Annotated in this window: 19 protein-coding genes and 5 pseudogenes; 11 read left to right on the top strand and 13 right to left on the bottom strand. The window is 56.6% G+C overall.

Annotated features, from left to right (window positions below):
- Positions 1-1,560, top strand: a complete 1,560-nt coding sequence (locus RGCCGE502_RS33865; RefSeq protein ID WP_016558749.1) for an E2 ligase fold family C protein — start codon at positions 1-3, stop codon at positions 1,558-1,560.
- 459 nt (positions 1,561-2,019) lie between these two features.
- Here RGCCGE502_RS33865 and RGCCGE502_RS33860 read toward each other — a convergent pair.
- A pseudogene (locus RGCCGE502_RS33860) lies at positions 2,020-2,315 on the bottom strand (hypothetical protein); the annotation flags it as partial.
- A gap of 66 nt (positions 2,316-2,381) precedes the next feature.
- Here RGCCGE502_RS33860 and RGCCGE502_RS37705 point away from each other — a divergent pair.
- Positions 2,382-2,528 carry a hypothetical protein gene (locus RGCCGE502_RS37705; RefSeq protein WP_019280657.1) on the top strand — a complete coding sequence of 49 codons (147 nt, stop codon included), beginning with the start codon at positions 2,382-2,384 and terminating at the stop codon, positions 2,526-2,528.
- A gap of 278 nt (positions 2,529-2,806) precedes the next feature.
- Here the strand turns inward: RGCCGE502_RS37705 and RGCCGE502_RS33855 are convergent, their stop codons facing one another.
- The 4 genes from RGCCGE502_RS33855 to RGCCGE502_RS33840 form a co-directional block, all read right to left on the bottom strand.
- Positions 2,807-3,835 carry an IS110 family RNA-guided transposase gene (locus tag RGCCGE502_RS33855; protein ID WP_016558745.1) on the bottom strand — a complete coding sequence of 343 codons (1,029 nt, stop codon included), beginning with the start codon at positions 3,833-3,835 and terminating at the stop codon, positions 2,807-2,809.
- Positions 3,836-4,009: 174 nt separating this feature from the next.
- The gene (locus RGCCGE502_RS33850; protein WP_016558744.1) at positions 4,010-4,432 is read right to left on the bottom strand and encodes a type II toxin-antitoxin system VapC family toxin; all 423 of its coding nucleotides are present in this window, start codon (positions 4,430-4,432) and stop codon (positions 4,010-4,012) included.
- The gene (locus RGCCGE502_RS33845; protein WP_016558743.1) at positions 4,429-4,686 is read right to left on the bottom strand and encodes a FitA-like ribbon-helix-helix domain-containing protein; all 258 of its coding nucleotides are present in this window, start codon (positions 4,684-4,686) and stop codon (positions 4,429-4,431) included. Before RGCCGE502_RS33845 ends, RGCCGE502_RS33850 begins: the two co-directional genes overlap by 4 nt.
- Before the next feature lie 258 nt (positions 4,687-4,944).
- Entirely contained in the window at positions 4,945-5,532 is a 588-nt protein-coding gene (locus RGCCGE502_RS33840) for a hypothetical protein (RefSeq protein WP_051158764.1), read from the bottom strand.
- Positions 5,533-5,816: 284 nt separating this feature from the next.
- On the opposite strand from RGCCGE502_RS33840, the pseudogene RGCCGE502_RS36355 reads away from it, so the two are divergent.
- A pseudogene (locus tag RGCCGE502_RS36355) lies at positions 5,817-6,026 on the top strand (non-homologous end-joining DNA ligase); the annotation flags it as partial.
- 36 nt (positions 6,027-6,062) lie between these two features.
- Here the strand turns inward: RGCCGE502_RS36355 and RGCCGE502_RS38650 are convergent.
- A complete protein-coding gene (locus RGCCGE502_RS38650) occupies positions 6,063-6,245 on the bottom strand; it encodes an MbcA/ParS/Xre antitoxin family protein (RefSeq protein WP_244441842.1) in 183 nt (60 codons plus the stop codon).
- Positions 6,246-7,117: 872 nt separating this feature from the next.
- Between RGCCGE502_RS38650 and RGCCGE502_RS37060 the strand changes: the two are divergent.
- Both RGCCGE502_RS37060 and RGCCGE502_RS33815 read left to right on the top strand, forming a co-directional pair.
- Positions 7,118-7,497: pseudogene (locus RGCCGE502_RS37060) on the top strand (transposase); the annotation flags it as partial.
- A gap of 203 nt (positions 7,498-7,700) precedes the next feature.
- Complete coding sequence (locus RGCCGE502_RS33815) at positions 7,701-9,092, top strand: aspartate aminotransferase family protein (RefSeq protein ID WP_016558738.1); 1,392 nt, start codon at positions 7,701-7,703, stop codon at positions 9,090-9,092.
- A gap of 272 nt (positions 9,093-9,364) precedes the next feature.
- On the opposite strand, the gene RGCCGE502_RS33810 is transcribed toward RGCCGE502_RS33815, so the two are convergent.
- The 5 genes and pseudogenes from RGCCGE502_RS33810 to RGCCGE502_RS33790 all read right to left on the bottom strand — a co-directional run.
- A complete protein-coding gene (locus tag RGCCGE502_RS33810; RefSeq protein WP_016558737.1) occupies positions 9,365-9,673 on the bottom strand; it encodes a HigA family addiction module antitoxin in 309 nt (102 codons plus the stop codon).
- A 286-nt stretch (positions 9,674-9,959) separates the two neighbouring features.
- Complete coding sequence (locus tag RGCCGE502_RS39360; protein ID WP_439332359.1) at positions 9,960-10,109, bottom strand: type II toxin-antitoxin system RelE/ParE family toxin; 150 nt, start codon at positions 10,107-10,109, stop codon at positions 9,960-9,962.
- Positions 10,051-10,217: pseudogene (locus RGCCGE502_RS37050) on the bottom strand (IS110 family transposase); the annotation flags it as partial. The gene RGCCGE502_RS39360 and the pseudogene RGCCGE502_RS37050, both read right to left, overlap by 59 nt.
- A gap of 213 nt (positions 10,218-10,430) precedes the next feature.
- Positions 10,431-11,168, bottom strand: a complete 738-nt coding sequence (locus tag RGCCGE502_RS33800) for an SDR family NAD(P)-dependent oxidoreductase (protein ID WP_016558735.1) — start codon at positions 11,166-11,168, stop codon at positions 10,431-10,433.
- Between the two features lie 461 nt (positions 11,169-11,629).
- A pseudogene (locus tag RGCCGE502_RS33790) lies at positions 11,630-12,385 on the bottom strand (transposase); the annotation flags it as partial.
- A gap of 280 nt (positions 12,386-12,665) precedes the next feature.
- Here RGCCGE502_RS33790 and RGCCGE502_RS33785 point away from each other — a divergent pair.
- The 5 genes from RGCCGE502_RS33785 to RGCCGE502_RS33765 all read left to right on the top strand — a co-directional run bounded on the left by RGCCGE502_RS33785 (position 12,666) and on the right by RGCCGE502_RS33765 (position 18,250).
- Positions 12,666-13,991 carry a dicarboxylate/amino acid:cation symporter gene (locus RGCCGE502_RS33785; protein WP_016558732.1) on the top strand — a complete coding sequence of 442 codons (1,326 nt, stop codon included), beginning with the start codon at positions 12,666-12,668 and terminating at the stop codon, positions 13,989-13,991.
- A 1,382-nt stretch (positions 13,992-15,373) separates the two neighbouring features.
- Positions 15,374-15,607: a type II toxin-antitoxin system Phd/YefM family antitoxin gene (locus RGCCGE502_RS33780; protein WP_016558731.1), complete on the top strand. Its 234-nt coding sequence runs from the start codon at positions 15,374-15,376 to the stop codon at positions 15,605-15,607.
- Positions 15,604-15,993: a type II toxin-antitoxin system VapC family toxin gene (locus RGCCGE502_RS33775; protein WP_016558730.1), complete on the top strand. Its 390-nt coding sequence runs from the start codon at positions 15,604-15,606 to the stop codon at positions 15,991-15,993. Before RGCCGE502_RS33780 ends, RGCCGE502_RS33775 begins: the two co-directional genes overlap by 4 nt.
- Before the next feature lie 785 nt (positions 15,994-16,778).
- Positions 16,779-16,976, top strand: a complete 198-nt coding sequence (locus tag RGCCGE502_RS37805) for a MarR family transcriptional regulator (RefSeq protein WP_016558729.1) — start codon at positions 16,779-16,781, stop codon at positions 16,974-16,976.
- 2 nt (positions 16,977-16,978) lie between these two features.
- On the top strand, positions 16,979-18,250 hold the full coding sequence (locus RGCCGE502_RS33765) for a deoxyguanosinetriphosphate triphosphohydrolase family protein (protein WP_016558728.1): 1,272 nt from the start codon (positions 16,979-16,981) through the stop codon (positions 18,248-18,250).
- Here RGCCGE502_RS33765 and RGCCGE502_RS33760 read toward each other — a convergent pair.
- Positions 18,237-19,289, bottom strand: coding sequence for a cytochrome-c peroxidase (locus RGCCGE502_RS33760; protein ID WP_040676260.1), 1,053 nt, complete (start codon positions 19,287-19,289; stop codon positions 18,237-18,239). The two genes, RGCCGE502_RS33765 and RGCCGE502_RS33760, sit on opposite strands and share 14 nt — an antisense overlap.
- Positions 19,290-20,437: 1,148 nt before the next feature.
- On the opposite strand from RGCCGE502_RS33760, the gene RGCCGE502_RS33755 reads away from it, so the two are divergent.
- Positions 20,438-21,256, top strand: a complete 819-nt coding sequence (locus RGCCGE502_RS33755; protein ID WP_016558726.1) for a sulfite exporter TauE/SafE family protein — start codon at positions 20,438-20,440, stop codon at positions 21,254-21,256.
- Positions 21,257-21,545: 289 nt separating this feature from the next.
- Here RGCCGE502_RS33755 and hemN read toward each other — a convergent pair whose 3' ends face one another.
- A complete protein-coding gene (gene hemN, locus RGCCGE502_RS33750; RefSeq protein ID WP_051158763.1) occupies positions 21,546-22,892 on the bottom strand; it encodes an oxygen-independent coproporphyrinogen III oxidase in 1,347 nt (448 codons plus the stop codon).
- Positions 22,893-23,370: the final 478 nt, after the last annotated feature.

Raw genomic sequence — 23,370 nt, 5'->3', positions numbered from 1 at the left:
ATGGCCCTTGCTAATTTCATCGATCGCGCTGCTACGGCGGCATCTCAGGTCCTGGCCGATTTTCATCTGGGCGAGTTCAAAGCGGCTCTTGAAAAGCAGGTCGTGGCCGTCGCCTTCGACGATCAGGCCGCTTCGTGCGCCGAAGGCCAGGCGACGCTAGATCTTGCTGTGAGGTTGCTTGCAAGACTGTATCCGGTTCTGGCGATACTCCCCTTGGCTAGTGCGGCGAGCTCTCAAGCCCAGGCGCTGGAGCGCTTGGCAAAGTCGATCAATCCAAAAGTCGGCATCCGGCGTTCCGGCAAGTTCGCCACGGTCTGCCTCGTTGCAGGAGCGACGAGCCCATCACTCCGATGCCCGACCTTTTTCATCGGATCGGACGGTTGGGCGGCAAAACTGTCGCGTACGAGCCCGGTGGGCTCTGGCTCGAGTTTGCTGCCTTTTGGAGCGGGCGTCGCCAGTTGCTTCGGCGCCGCCAACGTGTTTCGAACCATCTTCGCCGCCCAGTTGACCGGCGCCGAGTTGGACGAGGCCATTGACCTCTCGTTATACAGCTATAACAAGGCTGAAGCCGGCGATGCTGGTCCGATTGACTTCGCTGCCGACCTAGGCGACACGCATCTGGTTGGGCTCGGCGCGATAGGCCATGGCGCGATTTGGGCCCTGGCGAAACAATCCGGCCTCTCAGGTCGCCTGCATATCATCGATCACGAAGCGGTCGAACTCTCAAACCTGCAGCGCTACGTCCTGGCAGGCCAAGCGGAGATCGGCATGTCCAAGGCGGAGCTTGCTAGCACCGCCCTTCGATCGACCGCTTTCGAGGTCGAGGCGCACCCGCTGACGTGGGCGGAATATGTTACGCGCCGGGGCGACTGGGTTTTCGACCGAGTGGGTGTGGCGCTGGACACAGCCGCCGACCGTCTCGCTGTCCAAGGTGCTCTGCCTCGATGGATCGCGAATGCCTGGACGCAGGAGCACGATCTCGGGATCTCGCGGCATGGCTTCGACGACGGTCAGGCATGTCTTAGTTGCATGTACATGCCGACCGGAAAATCCAAGGACGAGCACCAGCTGATTGCCGAGGAATTCGGAATACCGGACGAACACGAGCTGGTGAAGACGCTCCTGCAGACCAATGCCGGAGTTCCCAACGATTTTGTAGTTCGGGTGGCTACGGCGATGGCTGTGCCTTTTGAATCGCTAGCCCCGTTTGTTGGCCAGCCGCTGCGCTCTTTTTATCAACAGGCTATCTGCGGCGGTCTTGTATTCCAGCTGAGCGATGGAAGTCGTCAAGTCCGAACCGTGGTTCCGATGGCCTTTCAGTCAGCGCTTGCCGGGATCATGCTGGCTGCGGAGTTGGTCAAACATAGTGCGGGTTTTCCGACCAGTCCAACAACAAGCACTCGCGTGAATCTTCTGCGCCCCCTTGGAGGTCACCTGCATGACCCGAAAGCGAAAGATTTGAGCGGCCGCTGCATCTGTAGCGACGAGGATTTCATCTCCGCCTACAGGCGCAAATACGCCAATCGCGTTGAACCGCTGAGCAACACATCCGCCGCCTAAGCAGAAGCGGACGTCTCCGTCGCCGCGGTCTTACCGAACGCGCTGAGCTTTTGGTCGTTGAGCCAACCTTCAAGCAGCTTGGGAATGGCTTGCCCAGACGCTCCATGAGAAGGAAGCGGCCGGTCTCGCTTATCGCGAAAATCTCCGCGAACTGTTCCTTCAGTTCGATGTTGCGTTCGTTGCCAATGATATCCTCCCGCATAGTCTTGAGAGCGACCCAGACCGACCACTCCGTGAAGTTGGCGGCGGGGGGGTGGGAACGATGATCTCCTTGATGACTGAATCGTCACCAATCACGTCGAAAACGCGCCGGCCGCCGCCCTTGCCGATCTCGTTGCTGCGATCGATGATCTTCTCGAAATCCTGGTCTGGCTTGACGCCCTCAAGTATTGCTGCATCGATCCTCTCATGTCGCGGCGACCTGGAACTTTATTCAGTTCGCGCTCGCGATCAGATTAAGTAGGCTTTCGGCCTTGTCACGGAGTCCCGACTACGTTTAGTCGACAGCAGCCTGTCTTTTTTTCCCGGCGAAGAAGTTTGAGGTGGCTGAGCATGTCGCGCACCGCCCAAGGCGGTGGCATGTCGGATTCATTGAGGACCTTATTCATGCTGTACAGGTCTTCGGATGTGTAGCCGAGCCAATGGAAGTGAGCGACGGCCCAGTGCACGAACTTGCGGTTCATGGCGCCTGTGGCTGTCAAGCCGATGCCGGCTTGAGTGTCGGCATAGGATAGGGCCAGGATCATGCCGCGCATCAGCGGCGAGAGAGCGGCGACATCTACGTCACCCAGCGGCAGCGTTGTGAGATCCTGGTTTCAACCGTGCAGCATAAAGCCGCCTGGAACATCTACCGCACAATTGAAACTGAAGCTAAAGCCGAAGCGGTATTTCTTCCCGATCTGATTTTGCAACCGGATCAGCCGGTCGGATCGGGGCTGGTCGTCGCGTCGTATGGCAGCGCAAAGTGACATTTCTTCTGTGGTTGCCGCCCGTAGTGCAAGCAGTTTTGGCCTTTTGAACATGTGATCGAGTGCGGTCTTCTGTCAGGCCTTTTTGTGCGGCACTTCCATAAGCCGCTGGCCGGTATGGTGATCAGCGGATCGGGTCCAAATCTACTTTCCGAGCTTGCGAGCTCCAGAAATGTCCCTGGTTTTCCCCATCCGGATCGGTTCGATCATGCGCCCATTCAGGTCATCGACTTCTCACACCTCCTAACCGGTGTTAGTCCTCAGCGTTCAGCATCAGCTCATGCCGCTACGGCCAACATCGGATCACAAAAATCTTCCTGCTTCGTCAGCATGGCCCACATCCTACGAGCCATCTTGTTTGCGAGCGCGATCGCCACCAACATTCTCGGCTTGCGAGCCAGCATCCGCGATAGCCATGAGCCCTGCACTGGCGATCGACGGCTCACCCAGCTTACGCGTGCCATAGCGCCGATGATCAGCAGTCTGCGGATGTCGGCCTGACCGGCTTTGGACACTCGGCCGAGCCTTTCTTTGCCGCCTGAAGAGAATTGTCGCGGGACTAGACCGAGCCAAGCCGCAAAATCTCGCCCGCACTTGAAGCTGTCCATTGCCGGGGCAAAAGCCTCTACCGCAAGAGCTACCATCGGGCCTACGCCTGGCATGGTCTTGAGACGTCGCGCAACATTGCTCTGCTGTGCAAGTCCGGCAATCTTCTTCGTCTTGTCCTCGATTCTTGCGGTCTTTTCGCTGATCTGGGCCAGAAGATCGCTGCATTCCTCCCTCACGAGTTTCGGCAGGGCGCTATCCGCATCATCGACTAATGCCTCCATGCGCTTGATGTGGCCTAACCCGAGCGGAACGACGTGGCCATACTCGTAAAGTACAGCGCGCAGCGCATTCACCAGTTCCGTCCGCTGGCGCACGATACGCTTCCGCGCTCGGAACAACACCGCTTTCGCTTGTTGATCTTCGGACTTGGGTTCTACGAAGCGCATCTCGGGTCGCTGTGCCGCGACAACAATGGCCTCGGCATCAGCGGCATCGTTCTTCTGACGCTTCACGAAAGGTCGCACATATTGCGGAGCGATCAGCTTGACCTCATGCCCCAGCGTCGCCAATTCCCGTGCCCAGTAGTGAGCGCTGCTGCAAGCTTCCATCACCACGACAGCCCCGGACTGGCTTTCCATGAAACGCAAGAACTGTCCCCGCGACAGCTTCTTGCGAAAGAGCAACCGGCCCGACATCGATGCACCGTGAATCTGAATGACGCTCTTTGCAAGATCCACCCCGATCATCACTTCCGTCATGTGTAGTCCTCTCCGCTACTGGTCCAAACACGCTCTAAAATATGATAGCGTCTAACGATGCCACTTGGGGAGGGCGGCAACCACCCCATCTACTTTGCGCAACAGTGGACATTCCAACCTGGCCACCGCATCGGCATGTTATAACATAACATGAGGACCTGAAAATCCGTGCCATCATAACGCCTCCCAGGGGTTGATGATATCTAGCCCAGCGGCCGCGAATGGGCTGGTATCGCGCGTAGCGACCATGAACCCACGTGCCAACGCCGTTGCGGCGATATAGCCATCCGCATTGCTGATGGCTTTGCCTGCCCTGCTGGCTTGCGCCATCAGATCGGCATAAGTTCGTGCCGCATCCAAGTCGAAGGGGAGTATGCGCCCCGCTAGGGCCGGCAATACCTCTCCTTCCAAGCGATTCAGATAGATCGTGCGTCGCTTGCCTGCTGGCATGGCCGCCAAGCCGAAACGCAGTTCGGCCACCGTAATTGCGGATAAATACAGCGTTTCGATCATCTGCGCATCGATCCAGGCCATCACATTGCGGTCGGGCTCGGCCTTCCACAGTTCGGAAACGACGTTGGTATCGATGACGATCATTTGAAGCTCATCGGTTCAGCCGGTGTCTTGTCACGCAGCTGGTGGAAATGCTCCGCTTCAGCATCAGTCAGCCCTCCTGCGTCACGGGCAATAGACGCCAATAAAGAACCGAGTTTGACGCGCTCCGGTGGACGGACAATCGTTTCGAGGATGTCGCGGATCTCGGCCTCGGTGCTGCGGCCATGCATCGCTGCTCTCACGCGAAGCGCGCGGTGCACCTCATCCGGCAGGTTCCTAACGGTCACGCTCGCCATGATGACGTCCTTTCGACATAGATATCAATGATTGCACTATACATAATGTGATATCGCCATGCAATCTTCTCATATGACAGGTTAAACGCCGGCATGGGAGCAACGCCGGTCCCGGGGGTGTTATGGCTCACATGTAGGCCGGGCCAACTGCAACTTTATCATTGTGGCTAAGACCCGTATTCCGCCACGTCTTGCTCTTGGACAGGTTCGGCAGGAGGGTAGGTTGGCGGCAAGGGTCGAAGCGTCATGGGGGAAGCTCTACGATTGGCCGGAAAATCCTGCCAACTTGTTTTGCATCCACTCCGGAGTGGGCATTCGGCCCGCTGCAAGTCCTTCGGCAACCAGCGCATTCCACCAGGCCTCTTTGAGTGCCCGGAAAGAGCTGAAAGCCAGCGTCATGCTCTGTCCGTCGTTGTCGACGTGGTAGAGCGCAAAGCCGGAAGGAATGTCCTCGTCTCCCTCTTCCCAACCAAGCTCGACCCGCCCGCCGACCCACCTTCCCTCTTTGAAATTGTGGTGCTTCGCGGTGTTCGCGATCGCCGTGCACATGTTGAGCTGAGGAATCTGCAAAGCTAGCTGATCTCGAACGTTATCTTTGGAAGGCTCGCTCCCGGCTGGCGCGAGCGATCTGATGGCTTCGATGACCCAGTCTCGGAGGCTCTCGGCGGCGATGCAGATATTGATCGCCGCATAGGCAAGTGGCTGCTTCTCGTTTGGATAGCTCCTCTGGATATCCTCGAACACGTCGATATCCCAGGCGAGTTTTTCCCACATTTGCACGACGGTTCCGATAACGGCAGTGTGCTTGGTCGCTTCTCTCAATCTACTCTGTTCGTTGGTGGTCATTCAGCCCTGCATGTGTCTCGTCCGAGGTTCAAGCAAGATGCCGCCGATTCGAACTGATTGTGAAGCAGCGCGATGAGGCCGCCTCAATTTTCCACCGTCATAGGCCGGTAACGCACAACACCCTTACCCCACCCCAATCGGCAGCAAAGACGATGAAGGGAGATTGGCGGTATGATCCCCACGTTTTGAGACAACCGGCAACCTTCAATGTTCAGTAAAATGGATTTTAATATTTCTGATAAAATGCCGTCACGACCAAGCGCCCGCGCAAGCGTTCCAAGCCGCTGTTACGTGATGACGGCGCCCCGATTCAAAGCCGCCCGATCCGGCAACGCGACCTGGCGCAGCCGCAGCTCCTGTCCGATCCCATGCCAAATCATATCGAACCGGCACTCGCAAAATTGCTGACCAGGCCGCCTGGCGGCGACGATTGGGGCTGGGAAGTCAAATGGGATGGGTACCGCCTCCACGTTCACTTCGAGCAGCGCGGCGTGCCCTCGCACTCCCTTCCCGCCCGTCTGGTTCAGGATTCATCGGTTTGGTCGCCGGTGTTTTTCAGCCTGTCGCGGATATATGCTTACGTAGTTAAAGACCTCTGCCGCGCCCTCATCCGTCTCGATCATATCGATAGGGCGATGACCGCCGAGATGGTCGCCTTCCTTACGCGCCCATTTCAAGATCTCACCTTCGTTACGCAGAACCGGCCGGGCCATTTCCAGCATCTTCGCAAGGTGATGCGGTTTCGCATACCATGAGTGTGGCTTGATGCTGGCGCGGCGGCGGCCAGGAACGACATATGGCAATTGTGAGGCGCGCAGCTCATCCTCCGAGATATACCGCCTGACCCAATGGGCGAGTTGTGCGAGCGAGACGTTTGCTTCGCGTTCAAGGTCACCGCCCGCCCCGCCTTGCGCGTCGGTATCACCAGGCCGCGGACGCTGTGTGGGCAACGAACCTTAAGTATTTCCAGCGCCAGCGCTAAATCGGTGTCGTTGGTGACGAGTACCACCTGATCAACCTCCCCGTTCAGCGCGTCGTCGTAGAGGTGAAGGGCCAAATTCACATCCGACTGCTTCTCCTCGAGCTTCCATACCTGGATCTTGTCGCAGTCACGCGGCCAGCGTTTCGGATCGTCGGCTGGAACGATTTGTTGATTGGCCTTGTAGAGCGAGTAATTGCCCATCACAAAGGACAGGCGACCACCACAATGCGCCGTTAGCGCATTGTGGTATTGAGCCCGCGAGGACAGGGCTCACCCTTTGCGGCGCTGTCGATGATCTTTGCCGTGAAATATTTGATCGCACAATCTGGATGCAGAATCATTTCGCCGGGGCGGTGTCCGGTGCCGGCCGATAGAGGATTGTGGGCAGGATATGCGTCTCAAACAGCGTTAGCACGTCAAGCCACTTAAACGCGGTCTTTCGTAAGCAACCGTAGTAAAGATTGTATCCGTCGATATAGATGCGCGTTCTTAACGCTGCCACTCCTGCCCCCAAGACATAAAAAAACTGGCTTGCGGCCGGCTTTTTCCCCCAACCGCCCGGAGCCCATGTCTCTCAGGATGCTGGGTTAGTTGTTGACGTTCGAAATGGCACGTCGGCTTGACCGTCATCGCTCGACGATTTACCGCGAGATCAAGTGCAACACCAGTAGCGGTCGTGAACCGCCCGACTACGACGGCTACTACAGCACGGTAGCTCACGATATTTCTAAGGAACGGCGTCACCGGCTGAGAAAGCTGTGGTGGCACCCGAACTTGCGCACGGAGATCATCAACCAGCTGGAGGCACGCTGGTCTCCGGAGCAGATCGCCGGGCGCCTGCTGTTGGACGACACAGCCACGTCCGCGTCTGTAAAGAGACAATCTATCGCTTCATTTACACCAAGGAAGATTATGGGCTTGGCCTCTATCGTTATCTCCCGGAAGCGCGTCGCAAACGTCGTCCGCTGCGCTCCAGGAAACCGATATGGGGTTATGGGCATTATAAAATGCCTACTTGCCCTCGTGATCCTAGATGGCTCAATTCTTGAAATCAAATTTGACCCAATAGCGGGTTGATCATACGCGCCGCCGCACTCGAAGCGGCGCAGGCGCTACGGTGCGAAGGCTTTCAGAAGGAAAGCGCTGCTTCGCGGGAGCTTCCATTCTAAACCACCGGAGCAGTTAAATGAGCACTGGAAACCAATTCTCCAATTCTCTGGCCGCAGCAGACATCGCCACCGGCCTTCATCCCTATACCAATGCCCGCCTGCATGAGACGAAAGGTCCGCTCATCATGGAAAGAGGTGAGGGGATTTATGTCTACGACATCAGCGGCAAGCAGTATATCGAAAGCTTCGCGGGTCTGTGGTCTGTCGCTATCGGATTCAGCGAGCCTCGGCTCGTGGAAGCAGCCACGAAGCAGATGCAGAAATTGCCATTCTACCATACGTTCAATCACATTAGCCACGAGCCTAACATCAGGCTCGCCGAAAAGCTTGTCGAGATCTCACCCGAGCAGTTTACCAGAGTGTCGTTTACGAATTCCGGTTCGGAAGCAAACGATACCGTGATCAAGATGGTGTGGTACGTCAACAATGCGCGCGGAAAGCCTGAGAAGAAGAAGTTCCTTGCTCGCACGAAAGGCTATCATGGTGTCACCATGGCATCGGGCAGCCTGACCGGTTTGCTGAACAATCACCGAGACTTCGATCTGCCTATCATTCCGGTCATTCATTTGACAACACCGCATCTGCGCACTTCCGGCCACGATGGCGAGACAGAGGCGGAGTTCACAGCTCGGCTGCTCAAGGAGATCGAGGACACGATCCTCGCAGAAGGGCCCGAAACGATTGCAGCATTCATTGGCGAGCCGCTCATGGCCGCCGCTGGCGTGCTGGTGCCCCCTGCAGGCTATTGGCAAGGCGTCGAAGCCCTGTGCCGCAAATACGATATTTTTCTGATAGCTGACGAGGTGGTGAACGGGTTCGGCCGGCTTGGTACGATGTTCGGGTCGACGTATTTCCGATTCAAGCCGGACATCATGGTGACGTCCAAGCAACTTACGTCATCGTACATGCCACTCGCAGCAATTTTGTTTACTGAGGAAATCTACGACATCCTCGCGGACAACACGGCCAAAATCGGGACCTGGGGGCATGGCTACACCACGACAGGCCATCCGGTCGCTACGGCAGTTGCACTTGAGAACCTCAAGATCATCGAGGAACGCGATCTGGTCGGAAATGCAGCACGCGTCGGCAAGGTCTTCATGGAGAACCTCCAGCAGCTATCTAGTCACTGCTTGGTTGGAGATGTTCGCGGCGTCGGCCTGATGGCTGCCGTTGAGATGGTACCCGACAAATCTTCTCGGAAAGGTTTTAGTCAGTTCGGCAAGGCAGGCGGAAAGGCATTTGCCTCCGCACTGCAGAACAATCTGATCGTCCGCGTCCTGGGCGACCAGCTTATCTTTTGCCCTCCTTTGATCATCACCGAGGAGCAGGCCCTTGAGGTCGTAGCCCGGGCAAGAACGACGCTCGAGGAGGTGGCTGACTTCGTTTCCTGCGAAGGTGTAACCTAAAGTATTTGATAGGGACTGCCGGCTGCAGTCCCCTCTCCCCGGGTTTTATGACGGCGGAGATTGCGGATGGGATTGATTGCGATGAGCGAGTGTGACCTGCAGCGGATCGGGATTTTGTCGAAAGTGACCGCCGGGCGCATGCCGGAAGGATTTCATGAACGATCCCGCTGTCATTGCCCGACGGCGACAAGCGCTCTCTCGCCTTGATGCCGCGGAGTGATGGGCTGCGATGGCTGATTTGCTCATGCACTCAGCCTAGAGGCGCTTTCGGGCTATGCCGCCGTCGCCAGCGCCTTCGCGCGCTCGATCCGCGCCAGTTCCTTGGGGCTGTGCATGGCATCCCACAAGTCGCTGCGCCGCTGCACGTTGAGCCAGAAGTCCGGGCTGTTGCCAAACACGCGTGCTAGGATCAGTGCGGTTGCCGCTGTCACGTTACGCCGGTCGTTGCACAATTCGTTCACATGCTTGCGCTGGACGCCCATTGCCGAGGCCAAGGCCGCCTGCGTCAGGTCGAGCGGCTGCATGAACTCTTCCGTCAGGATTTCGCCAACCGTCGCCGGCTTACGCTGGGTCATCAGCATCTGTCACCTCATCGATAGCTATGGCCGTCAAGATAGACCTCGGACGGCTCGCCACGACTGCCATCCCATCGAAAGACCACCCGCCTTGCCGCCACGCTTTATCGCTTGCAAGGAACTAACATGAAGCGCGCCTACTCCCAAATCGAAATGGATCAACGCCGCAAGATTACTGGCGTACGGCTGGATCAGCGTTGACGTGATTGCCGAGAACCTCGGACAGCATCGCTCAACGATCAGGGGTAGCCAAAAACCGCCTGCCGCGAGAGGCAGTGTGCCGCTAATCGTCTCAAAGGATAGCTTCTATATCGCGGGCGCCATGCAAAACTCTCTCGATACGGAAGTTATCGTCATGAACAGTGTAGAAAATGATATAGGGGGTCGCGACAAACCCGACGCCGGTATTGGTCCTTCCTATCTGGCGCTCTGACCATCGCACATACGCGTGGCTCGCCGCGCTGAACGCGAGCAATGTGCGCATCAGAGCCTCTCCATCGATCTTGTCGGTCTTCGCACGCCGACGTCAACGGGAGGTCGGGATTGAAGCTCCTAAGCTCTGAGATCGACATATGTCCAAGCCCTCTTTCGAGGTTACCTCCCTTGAACCGCTGTTGCTGAGCTCGTATTTTGAAGGCTCCCCGACTTAACATTGCGGACAGCCGTGTTATCTTGGTGTTCGAACGAATATGAGCACTTGATCTAACCCTAATACAGTTGCTCAACGGCCGAGGATTGACGAGCCAATCCTTTACGAAAACCCTCATACGTGTTGCCCACCATTGATGTGGATTTCAGCACCATTGATATAGGACGAGGCAGGCGTGCAGAGGAAATAAATGGACTCGGCGATCTCAGCCGGGTCGCCGAGACGTCCCATTGGCACTTGGCTGCTAACGAGTTTGTCCGTGCCGTCCGATAGGATCGACGTCTCTATCTCGCCCGGGGCTATGGCATTAGCGCGAACCCCCCGTCCAGCAAACTCATGAGCAATTTCCCTGGTGAGTGCCGCGAGACCTGCTTTAGAGGCTGCATACGCAGCGCCCGCGAAAGGATGAACGCGAGCGCCGGCGATCGAAGTTACGTTCACGATAGAGCCTTTCCCTATCTCAAGCTCGGGAAGAAGGCCACGCACGAGCAAAGCCGTGGAAATGAGATTGACGTTCAGTACTTCTGTCCAAGTGCGCGAATCAGTGCCAAGCACGCCCAGCCGGCTCTGGTTCGGACCTTTCGGCGAGATACCTGCATTGTTGACGATCGCATGAAGCTTGCCGGCGGGAAGTCGGCTTCGTACCTCTTCGGCAAGTTCGTCTATCTTATCGATTTGCGCTAAATCTGCCTGGATGTGGCTCTCGCGTGCGGCTGGCCATGCGCAGTCCTCTGAAAAGGGCTGACGAGAAACTGTAAGGATTCTCCATCCTCGCTCTTGAAACAGTTTCACTGTCGCGTGCCCGATACCTCGGCTCGCTCCTGTCAAAAGCATGATGAGCTGCTCATTCATCAGTAAGGCCCTTCAGATCTTCGTTAAAACGTTAACCGGTGAAGCACGTAGCCTGCCATACGACAACTCGTTTTAAAACAATGAGATGCCGTTCATAGTGCTTTGTTCAATGTGCGACATTGTTGAGACTGCGACGCTGCGCTTAATCAAGACGAAGAACGCCTGGTCGTCGAAAATTCCTCTGGCAAAAGCGATATGGTTGATCACACCCTCGTAGCCGACGCACTTTCGCTGGAGACAGCTACGCCCTAAGCCTTGTCTTGCCGCCACTCCGTAGAGACAGGGTTATCTTCGGTGGACGGGAATGGCCCTATTGCCTTGGCCTGGGTTTTCGCGTCTGCTTTTGTGTTTCAGTCTCGCCGTTTGGTTGCTTCTCCGCTCGCAGGCGCTCAGGCGACGGTTCACGTCGGCCGGAATGGGTTTAGACTGATTCTGATCGACGGCGCGCTCGGCACAAGCGGCGGCTTATAGTGGCAGACTTGCGCCTGCCAGAGTTCAACCGCCGGCCTCGCCGTCAGGGGCAACTGTTCACTCGCCTGCTGCAGATAACTCAAGGTCGTGCGCGTGATCTTGAGCAGTTCGCGGTAGTGCTTGATCCGTTTGGGGCGGCCGCGGGTATATTCGATCGCCCGAGCCCGCTTCTTTGCCGCGCGGCGGTGGTCATGCCATGGGATGGCGCTACCCAGTGCCTCGGCCTGCTGCAACAGCCGCACCGTCACGCGGACAGTGTCCCATAACAGGCTGCTGTCGCTCGGCTCATGGATCAGTGCGGCGGTGACGGTGCTGTCAACGCGCACGACCTTGCCACTTTCCAGCTTCTCCTGCCGGGCGCTCGCCAGCAGCACCCGGTTTATCTCTTCAAAGGTTTGCGCCCGGATCGCGCTGATCGTCTTGTGTAAGACCGACTTCTTCGGGTTCCATCCCCACGGCAGCCGGGCAAAGGCGCGGAACGAGGCGGAGTCTTCGAGATGGAAGGCCAGTTCCTGGTAACTCAACTGGCGATGCTGCTTGAGCAGCGCGCAGCGCAGCACAGCCTCGGCTGGTAGCCCCTCGCGGCCGGTCTGTCTGAGACCATGCCGGCGCAGGTCGCGCGCCACCAACCCGAGCAGATCGCTATGCTCATCCAGCCACTGAGACATGGCTTTCAATTCACGGCCGATCTCGTGTCCGGCAAAAAGATCGAATATACTGGATTGGACGGTGCGTTCTTGGCGCATTGTCGGCCCCGGCGGTTACGGGTTTGTCTTTAGAATCAGTAGCTTGATCTAAAGTATACCTGAAACCGCCGGGTTTTACCTGCGGCAATATCGCGATTCCTCCAACAATTTCAGCGATTTACCGTTTATGGAAGGGCACTAGCTAGCGCTCCTCGTGTTGTGGGTCAGTTGGCACATTGATTGCTTGCTAGCTCTACGAGCAGCAGCGGCTGTCGATCTTCGGACAGCGACCTGGGAGGCCCGGCGCGTTGCTGGACTGGGCGCCTACGTGGAGGATATCATGATCATCGAACATCCCGCGGAGGTCCGCGGCAAGACACCATTTTACCGCCATCTCTATGTCCAGGTCCTGGCGGCGATCGTCGCGGGTATCCTGGTCGGGCATTTCTATCCTGAGCTCGGCACTCAGCTGAAGCCGCTCGGCGACGCCTTCATCAAGCTCGTTAAGATGATCATCGCGCCGGTCATTTTCCTGACGGTCGCGACCGGCATTGCCGGCATGAGCGATCTCGCCAAGGTCGGCCGCGTTGCCGGCAAAGCGATGATCTACTTCCTGACCTTCTCCAGCCTCGCGCTCGTCGTCGGCCTCATCGTCGCCAATGTAGTGCAGCCGGGTGTGGGGATGCATATCGACCCGACCTCACTCGATAGTAAGGCGATCAGCACCTATGCGGAAAAGGCGCATGAGCAGTCGATCGCTGGCTTCCTGATGAACATCATTCCGACGACGCTGACGAGCGCCTTTGCCGAGGGCGACATCCTGCAGGTGCTGTTCATCTCGGTGCTCTTCGGCATCTCGCTCGCCCTGGTCGGCAAGAAGGCCGAGCCGGTTGTCGATTTGCTGCAGGCGCTGACGCTGCCGATCTTTCGTCTGGTGGCGATCCTGATGAAGGCTGCTCCGGTCGGTGCCTTCGGCGCCATGGCTTTCACCATCGGCAAATACGGCCTCGCCTCGATCGCCAACCTCGCCATGCTGATCGGCACCTTCTATCTCACCTCGTTCTTGTTCGTCTTCGTCGTACTCGGCGCCGTGGCGCGCTACAACGGCTTCTCGATCATTGCGCTCATCCGCTACATCAAGGAGGAGCTGCTCCTCGTTCTCGGCACTTCGTCCTCGGAAGCCGCACTGCCGGGCCTCATGAACAAGATGGAGAAGGCTGGCTGCAAGCGTTCGGTCGTCGGCCTCGTCATTCCGACCGGCTATTCGTTCAACCTCGACGGCACCAACATCTATATGACGCTGGCGGCGCTCTTCATCGCCCAGGCCACCGACACCCCGCTTTCCTACGGCAATCAGATCCTGCTCTTGCTCGTCGCTATGCTGAGTTCAAAGGGTGCTGCCGGCATCACCGGCGCAGGCTTCATCACGCTCGCCGCGACGCTTTCCGTCGTTCCGTCCGTGCCGGTCGCCGGAATGGCGCTGATCCTCGGCATCGACCGCTTCATGTCCGAATGCCGCGCAATTACCAATATTGTCGGTAATGCGGTCGCGACGGTGGTCGTGGCGAAGTGGGAAGGCGAGCTCCACCAGGCGCAGCTTCGCGCCGCGCTTGCAGGCGAAGCGCCGATAGAGATCAAAGCGACGTCCGCCCACCCAGCTGAATAATGCCTCCCAGGGCAACTGCCGCACACCAGTGCGGATTGGCGCGGTCTGGTTTTTCCAGATCGCGCTCTTTTTTGTTTATCCACCAGCGAGGGCTTCTTGGCTACCAAATACCTTTCAAGCGCCTGCGCCGCCTTAGAGCGCCGGAACGAAACCGTAGCCAGGCGCAAGCTCCTCAAACGTCCTTGATCTTAAACATTTGCCTATGATAGTGGCCAATCGCCATGGCCTGTTGCATCAAACCCACCCATCACCGCGCTGCGAAGTAGCCTCGCCCGCGGCACGGTGCGTACGGTGAAGCGCATCGGTTCCCCACGTTGTGCCGATAGACAAGCGGAGTCCATGAGGGAGGTTTACGAAATCAGCCAACACCCATTACGGCAGCCTCCACCTCACGGGTTCGAGCTGTCTATTCTGCCAAACCCATGGCACACGTTCCATCAGCTCCTTCGCGTTCCAACATAGCCGTGGCGGAACAGAAGCTTTAACCACAACACCCACATGGAACCTGTGCCGCGGGCCGCGCCGCCATCGTTGGTTGATGTCCCCTGCCCGCTTCTCCTATGAAGACGCTCGTCGCAGCGACCGCTTCGGTTTGTCGGGTCCGCGACACGATGCCTTTCGACCTGGTTCGTACTTCACTCTCATTTGCATCGTTGATAACGCACCGATAGCTATTCCATGGGCGCCTCTTCGCGTAGCTGCAATGACTCTTGAAAAAAATTGGGGCGTAATTCCCGAACAGAATCGCGATCAAGCATAACGCTGAAGAACTCACATAGGCAGGTTGCGAGTGCGGTCGGACAGCATTGCAAGCACCCTGCGAGAGCGCGGCGGCGAGGGTACTGTCGTGGGCTATTACGGTGAACGAAACGCCAATTGGGAAACCACAGAACGGCTTCCGATGGCAAACTGATGCCCGGATATGGTGGCTTACGCCTGACATCAAGCCGATGTTTTAGCGCTCTTGGAAAAGCTGAACCTACGGGGACCAGCGCAACGTGAGATTCAGCTCCCGTACGGCCGTCCCTTACCGCGCCGCCAACCGTAACGATCACTGCCACCTCATGGAAATCGAAGGTTGATCACCTAATTTAGTCGCAACTAATGGACGGTGTTATGAGATCGGCAGGTGTAGATTTCCTGTCGTAAGCTGCTGCGTATACTGGGCCCCCGCGATAACCCAGATTGCTAATCGTTGTTGCCGATGGATCGTGTCTTCATTAGCTATGACCGATCCCCGTGATCTGGACAGAGGCCGAATCAATGCAAACAATACGGCAGCGGATGAGCCATGCGTATATTTTTGCAGGGCTACGCCAGTGAGGCTGGATTTTTAGATGGAGAAGCAGTAAGTATAGCTAACTTAGCTAGCCGAGGTTTCCATGCAGGTGACAATTCATAACGCCAAGACGAACCTGTCCAAACTTATTGAGGCGGCGAAGGCTGGCGAAGAAGTTGTCATCGCCAAGGGTAAGACTCCTGTTGCCCGGATCGTTGCCATCGCGCAAAACAGGTTCACCATCGGGCTACTGAAAGACAAGGTCACAGGAGATGGACCAGATTTCTTCGAGCCTATGAGTGAGGATGAATTGGCGCTTTGGGAAGGGGCAGAGTGACGGCTGTATTGCTCGACACTCACACATGGGCATGGACGCTGACCGACGATTCGCGTTTATCTGCCAAAGCAACCGCGCTAATTACGGACGCCGACAGCGTTTTCGTCAGTCCGATCAGCTTCTTCGAGATCGGGCAGAAGGTTCGTATCGGCAAGTGGCCGGAGATGGAGCCATTCATCAACCATTTGCCGAGCTTGCTGGTAGAACAAGGCGGCAGAGTTGCCGCACTGGCGCCGGAGATTTGTTTGAAAGGGGCGACTCTTGCGTGGGAACATCGCGACCCGTTCGACCGTCTTTTGGCAGCCAGTGCGCTGGATTTTGGGGCGGCGTTGATTTCAGCGGACGAGGTGTTTGACACGTTCCCCGCCGTTAAACGTTTGTGGTGAACTTCAAAATCCCCATTGGTCACGGCTGGGAAGTCGGAGGTCCATTTGTTCTGATCCGCCGATGCCTTGCGTAACTTGTCTTAACCCACTGCCATTTATGCTTTCACATGATTGAAGATTGACTGCGTTTTTGAGACAAACAGATAAGAAACCAGCAATGATAGCCGAGGGAAAGCGATTTTTGGACCACTTTCGTCCGGTCGATTGGCTGGCGGGCATCAGCGACCTGTCCGAGGCGACAAACGCGTACGCTGGTTTTACCACAGAAGATGGAGCTCTGCCCTTGGGTAGAGAGCCTGGCCCCGGATTTTAATGCACGGGGCAAAATAGGTGATCGACACTTCAGCCCAGTACTTTTTTGACCGATTGCGATCTTAGAAGCGTCGATGCTTAGGATGGCATCTGTCCAAAGAAGGGGAGGCGTGGCCTCGTGCTTCCCTGGTGCGACACCGGCATGGGGCACCACCGACAGAGATTAACATTGATTTCGTTGATGAATTTCACTCACCGAAGCAGGCGCTGTTTTTTGTGGGACAAAAAATGTTGCCGCTGCGACAACATGGGCCATTCATTTGACCTATCGCGGCACCACATTTGCTGTAGTGTGATTTCTGTTCCATTGGTTTCTATGCTTGTCCGGCAGGTAGCCTAGTGGTATCCATTTTGTAACGAGCTGAGGGCAAAACAGCTTGGGCCAAGGGAAGCAGAACAAAATTGGGAACTAACCAATTCTAAAACAGTTTGTTTTAGGCATTGGTTGCAACTCTTTTTAAGGGGTCACTGGAATGTCGAACGATATCGATCAAGTCGTAAGGGCCATTAGAGCGGCCGGAGGCACGATACGTCCATCCGAGCTGGCGAAGGCCGTTCACCAGGACAAGCGGACTTTGCAGCGCGCTGTTCAATCTGCGCTGGACAAAGGGTATATCGAAATCGACAGCCGGATGCGGCTTACCTTGGGTCGGGTGGCCGAAGCCGCCTAAGCATGTGGACAGCTAACGATCGTTCGAAGCGTTTTTACGAAGCTACCAAAACCGACCAACGGAATGACTTCGAAAGAGATCGCGACCGGATACTTTACTCTACCGCGTTTCACCGTCTCGCCGGCATTACGCAAGTGGTGCGCGCCGGCGAGCAGGAAGTTTTTCACAACAGGCAGCAGCACACCCTGAAGGTTGCGCAAGTTGGGCGACGCCTAGCTCAACGCTGCATCGATGAATATCCAAAATTCGCTAGCGTGATCGACGCAGAGGTGGTGGAAGCAGCTTGCCTCGCGCACGACTTGGGGCATCCGCCATTCGGCCACGTGGGTGAATCGTTGCTGGATCAGCTAGTCTCCGGTGACGATCAGGACGGTTTCGAAGGCAACGCCCAGACCTTTCGAATTCTCACCACCCTCGCGCTCAGATTTCCAGAACACAATGGCCTTAATTTAACGAGAGCTACGCTCGCAGCCACACTAAAATATCCCTGGCTGCGTGATCGCAAGGACAAGAACAAAACCTTTAAGTGGTCTGCCTACAAGGTTGATGCAGAGGCCTTTGTTTTCGCGAGTAAATGCCATGGTGGCGACAAGAGGACAGTCGAGGCGGCGCTTATGGATTGGGCGGATGATATCGCCTACTCAGTGCACGACCTAGAGGATTTCCATCGCTGCGGGGCCATACCTTGGATTGAGGTCTTCGGAGCGCACGACCAAATTGTCGACGCCGCCGCCGAAAAATGGCATAACGCGCCGCCTAATGCGGAGCAGCTATTGTCCGACTCTCTGCACCGGCTCTTCGAGTTCTTTAACCAGTTTTACGACAGTCTTCTTTACGAGCGTTACGTAGGTAGCAAGGATCAGCGCCTACAGCTCAGAAATCTCACTTCGACACTAATTGGCCGTTTTATCAAGGCTGCGGAGGTGGTGTCGCCGGAAGAAGTCAGGATTGGTGAAGACGAGCAGACGACGGTCATCCTATTAAAGCAGATCTTCAGAGAGTTCATCATTAAAAGCCCGCCACTAATCGCGCAGCAGCACGGTCAAAAGAACATTCTGCGATCTCTATATGAGGCAATATACTCAGAATCGAAGGGCACTTATCCGACATTTCTCCCCGTGAAGCTTCGCTATCTTTGGGAGATAGCAGAGGAAAACGTAGCGAGATTTACGGCTGACTGTGTAGCTAGCCTGACCGAGAAGGAGGTCGTAGGAATGTACGGCCGCCTCTACGGCACGTCTGATAGCTCAGTCCTAGATCCTATCGTCCGATAGAGCCCCTACTCCCCTCCTTTATCCACACAGGGCGAGGTGTTCCCCCCGTCTCGGCGGGCAAAAGGGGATAGGCGACCTCTGGTACCTTTCCGGTCAGCGAATTAAGGAAGGCAACGATCAGGTCGACTTCTTCTTCCTTCAATGCTTCGCCGAGCTGGGAGGTCCCCATGATGGCGACGGCCTGTTTGAGATCCCAAACCTTACCCGAATGAAAGTAAGGTGCCGTGAGTGCTACGTTGCGCAGCGGAGCTGCGCGGAAAACATATAAATCGTCGGATGTATTGGTGACGGCAAAACGGCCCTCGTCTTTTTCCGGCAGGACGTCGACGCTGGGCTTTTCGACAATGCCAAAACGGTAATAGCCATTCCCACCAACATTGGTACCGGCATGGCAGGACGAGCAGCCTTTTTCCATGAAAAGCGTTAGGCCCTGTTTCTGTTCGGAAGTCATTGCGGCGTCATCGCCATTGAGAAAGCCATCGAAGGGAGCCGGCGTGACAAGTGTCGCCTCAAAGGCTTCGATTGCCTTGGCGAAGTTGTCGAAGGTGACGGGATCGGCGTCACCCGCGAAAGCTGCACTGAACCACTCGACATATTGCGGCATCGATTTGAGCGTGGCAATGACTTGACCCGGTGTATTGGCCATTTCGACACTGGCTTGGACCGGTCCCTTGGCCTGAGCCTTCAGGTCTTCGGCGCGACCGTCCCAGAACTGCGCGATGTTGAAGACAGCGTTCAGTGCCGTCGGCGCGTTGCGCGGTCCCTTCTGCCAACCATGGCCGATCGAGGTTTCAAGATTGTCGTCGCCCCCAGTGGCCAGGTTGTGACACGAGTTGCATGAGAAAACGCCTGACGCCGAGACGCGTGGATCGAAGAACAGTGCCTTGCCGAGGACGATTTTCTCCGGTGTGATCGGGTTGTTGACGACTGCCGGCGTGGTGGATGGCAAAGCCTTGAAGGTAGCCAGCGCCATTGCTCTGAGGTCTGCGGGGATCGGATCCGCAGTAAAGGCGGTGGTTGCCAGCAAGGCGGCGGCCATCGTTGTGAACAGGATTTTGATAGGCCGCAAACCGAGCACATCGAGAGCTTCGATCACAACGAGGTTCGCAAGTCCTCGGGCCTTACCCGCCGCCCATGCTGATGGAGAAGTCGGCCAGGCAGCTTGCCTACGGGCCGTCTTCCTTCCCTGCAAACAATTGTGGTTCTTTGTCGCTGATCGCGGAATTGGCCAGGCCCAGCCGGCTCTGAGGTAATAGGGGACGCGGATTTCCTGCGCCAGTGAATCCATTTCATCATGAATCATCAGCCCCTCCCGCAGTTGCCGTGAAAGCGCTGGACATCGAGGATCTCGCCGGGTTGGAACGAATGTAGAGTTGGGCGTCCGCGCGAGGGAACCGCGGCAAGCTCCTGTGCAGCCTTGGCTCGACTATACCTGTACGACCTCTTAATTCGTCTGCACCTGGACCGTTCTACTGTAGAAGGATCGGATGCAGGCCCCGGCGGAAAGCAATTTTTTGACATTTCCACATTCTCCGCACATCTATCGTTGCTCTCTTGCGCACCTGCAAATGGCTCACGCAAGATGCCTGCCATAAGCAAAACTCTCTTTTTTGATACAGCGTAATCGATCGAACCCGCCGTCTTGCATGCCAGACATTGTGACACATCGGACAATGCAGTGTCGGTTGCGGGCGGTGCTGGCGACCTTGGGTTTTGCAATCGACGTCAGAGAAAGCACCAGGCGGGCGATGAAGTATCGCCGCGGAAGTGAGATCATCATGCTACGCATGACGGGCGCGGCTGGTTCGACCCGCTCGGGGAGGAAAAAGGCGATGTGTTTTCACTGATGTCGCGTCTGGAACGCGTCGGCTTTCACCAGGGTTGCCAGCGCATTGCCGCGCTGATCGCCCTCCGACCATCGGTGCCGGCGTGGCAGGGGTCCAAAGGCGATCGAGGTGCCGAGATTCCCGCCAGGCATCGGCAGCATGGGCTCGTGCTGCAGACGAGGCCAAGAATCTGTTGAAGGAGAAGCGGCCGTCGCAGGCGTGCAGTTCTGCAGGAACTCAAGAGAGCATTCGAGGATCCTAAAAAACATCGGCGATGCATCGACAGCGGCATAGCCACTCGCGGCTCTTCCACCCCTTATCCACTATCCACCATCGTAATATCTGTGCATACATAACATCCATGTCTGACACCGCCAATACATCCTTATCCCGTCATCCTGCTGCTGCTTTCAGTGGAGGGGCCATTATTGGCGCTCTCGGCGGCCTCATCGGCCTCGGTGGCGCCGAGTTTCGACTTCCGATCCTGATTGGATTCTTCAATTTCGCGGCCCTTGAGGCGGTCATTCTCAACAAAGCCATCAGCCTCGTCGTCGTCGCGACCGCGCTGCCCTTTCGCGCAGGAACCGTGCCTTTTAGTGTTATCGCCGACAACTGGCCGATCGTGGTCAATCTTCTCGCGGGCAGCCTAATCGGCGCTTGGTTCGGGGCGGGCTGGGCGACGAGGCTTCGATCAGAGACCCTTTACAAGGTCATTGCGATCATACTCGCGGCCATCGCGATCGTCCTGGTCCTTGGGCACGCCGCCACAGCGGGCCAGCCATTGCTGACGGGAGCAGCCCAACTTGTCGCAGGGGTGATTGCAGGCCTCATCATCGGCATCGTCGCGGCATTGCTCGGCGTCGCCGGAGGTGAACTACTGATCCCAACGCTTGTCCTTCTGTTTGGGGCGGAAGTCAAGCTCGCCGGTAGTCTCTCACTCGCCGTCAGTCTGCCGACGATGCTGGTGAGCTTCACGCGATACAGCCGGGATCAGAGCTTCTCGGTGATCGGCCGGAACAAGACGTTCATGCTGGTAATGGCGGCAGGATCGGTCGTTGGCACATTTATCGGCGGTCTACTGCTCGGCATCGTTCCGAATGCGATATTGCTTCCGGCCTTGGCAATCATTCTTCTGATCTCTGCGGTGAAGGTGTGGCGGACTAGCCGCGCAACTCTCTAGCTTATCCCAAACGGTACGAAGAACGAGAGCCCAGGCCTGGAGTTCATCGACGAGTGCGGGGATTTCGATGCGGAGATCGCTAGGAACGGGCAGCGGACCACTTCACCTACGCCGAGCTTGAGGAGATGACGTCGATTTGGAGAACCTCCAAGGCTGCTCTGTAAACTCGACTTTATGGCGCGGCTCTTAGAGCCGAGGCTGAAGAGTGGCTGCATGCCTGCGAGGCATTGCTCGACACCTATGCCAGCAGGTGACGCACAAGACGACAACCGCTAATTGGAGCCCCGCTCTAGAGGGACGGGCGGCCAAGATAAGCATCGAATGCAGCAGCGACATCTCGAAGCGCAAATCGACATTCCTGCCGCACACGGACTAAACCATTGTCGACATCAACTATCCCGTCCTCGGCCAGAATGTCCAACTGCTTAGCTGAATTACGCAGATGGATCGGATCAAATCCGTGGGCCGTACAGATTGCTGGTACGTCTGCCTCCAAGTAGCACATGAGTTGCTCGATGATTGCGGCCCGTACGCGATCTTCGATGGTTAGACGATAGCCTCTCGACGTCGCTAAGTGGCCGGACGCAATGGGTCGGTTATAAAAGCTTTGTGTGAGTTCGTTTTGAACATAGCCCTCGCCGCAACGACCGATGGCCGACGCGCCGAAGCCAATCACAGTTTGGCGCGTTTCGGCGGAGTAACCAAGCGAATTGCGCCGCAGACGACCGGTTCTCTGCGCTAGTGCAAGCTCATCATCCGGCAAGGCGAAATGGTCGAGCCCGATTTGCAGATAGCCGGCTGCAATCAAAGTATCGGCCATGACTGAGGCCTGCTCAGCGCGCGCGGCTATATCGGGCAGCGCTGATCTGTCAATCAAGCGCTGATTTTTTCTATAAGATGGAACGTGGGAATAGCCGAAAACCGCGAGGCGGTCGGGACGCATCGCAATAGCTAGCAACGCGCTCTCGCGACAGGACTGGACTGTTTGATACGGCAGACCAAACATCAGGTCGAAATTGATGCGCCCTACTCCATGCAGGCGCAGGTTTTGGACCGCAGTCATCACTTGCGCCTCGCTCTGAACCCGGTTGATCGCTTTTTGTACGATGGGATCGAAGCTCTGCACACCGACGCTTGCGCGGTTTACACCGGCTTTTTCTAAGGCTTCGGCCATATCGGTGGTGAACGTGCGGGGGTCGACCTCGATAGCGATGTTTGCCGCTTTCTCGAACGCAAAACAGCCGCGCAGGAGTTCCATTAGCGACAGGAAGCCTGCCGGCGGCATGATGGTCGGGGATCCGCCACCGAAGTGCACGTCGCTCACGGGGAGTGCCTGTGGCGTTTGTTCGGCGACCACCCGGATCTCCTCACGCAACATTGCTAAATAATTGATGATCAAAGTATCAAGACGAGTGATGCTAGTCGGAAAACCACAATACCAGCACATCGAGCGGCAGAATGGAATGTGAAGATAGAGCGAAACAGCGTCATCAGTTTCCAGGCTTTTCAGCCATTGCTCATAAGTGTGGGCGCCGATTTCTGAAGAAAACTCCTGAATCGTTGGGTAAATGGTATACCAAGGCAAATGCGCCCCACTGTATTTTTTCGAGACAAAAATCGATGACGCTGCGCGCAATGACTTTCGTCTCGAGTCCGGCTTGTCATGTCCAGATCTCACGTCTGGTCTTCCTTCGATCAAATGAAGTTCTGCGCCTAAAGGGAGTGCTTTTCGTCGCCAGGCAGTAAGGCGTCCCCTCATAGAATGCCGGACGCGCGCGTTCCCGCCGCCGTCAAATCGGAGAGGCAAAGGTCATGCCAGCCAAGTTGGAGATCCAGGACTTGCGCATCCTCGAAGTCGCTAAAACGAGCTGTCCTTGCTTTAGATGCGGAAAGACATTTACGCTCAAATGCCATTCCATTATGGCGGCATTCGAATAATTCGGATTGTGACATCCATGGCCGAACGCTTACCGCCCTCAACGAACTTGGACCTGTCGGCTCCCGGTCAGGACGTTCATTCAGAACCCTTAGTCGGGTTTGTCGTGCTTGAGACACGGTGATGTGCGATTTGGCACATCGCGGCGCTCTGGGGGCAGCCATTGAAAGCATGCAGA

This window comes from Rhizobium grahamii CCGE 502 (assembly GCF_000298315.2).
Taxonomy (GTDB): domain Bacteria; phylum Pseudomonadota; class Alphaproteobacteria; order Rhizobiales; family Rhizobiaceae; genus Rhizobium; species Rhizobium grahamii.
This window is presented reverse-complemented; position numbering and strand designations above follow the sequence as displayed.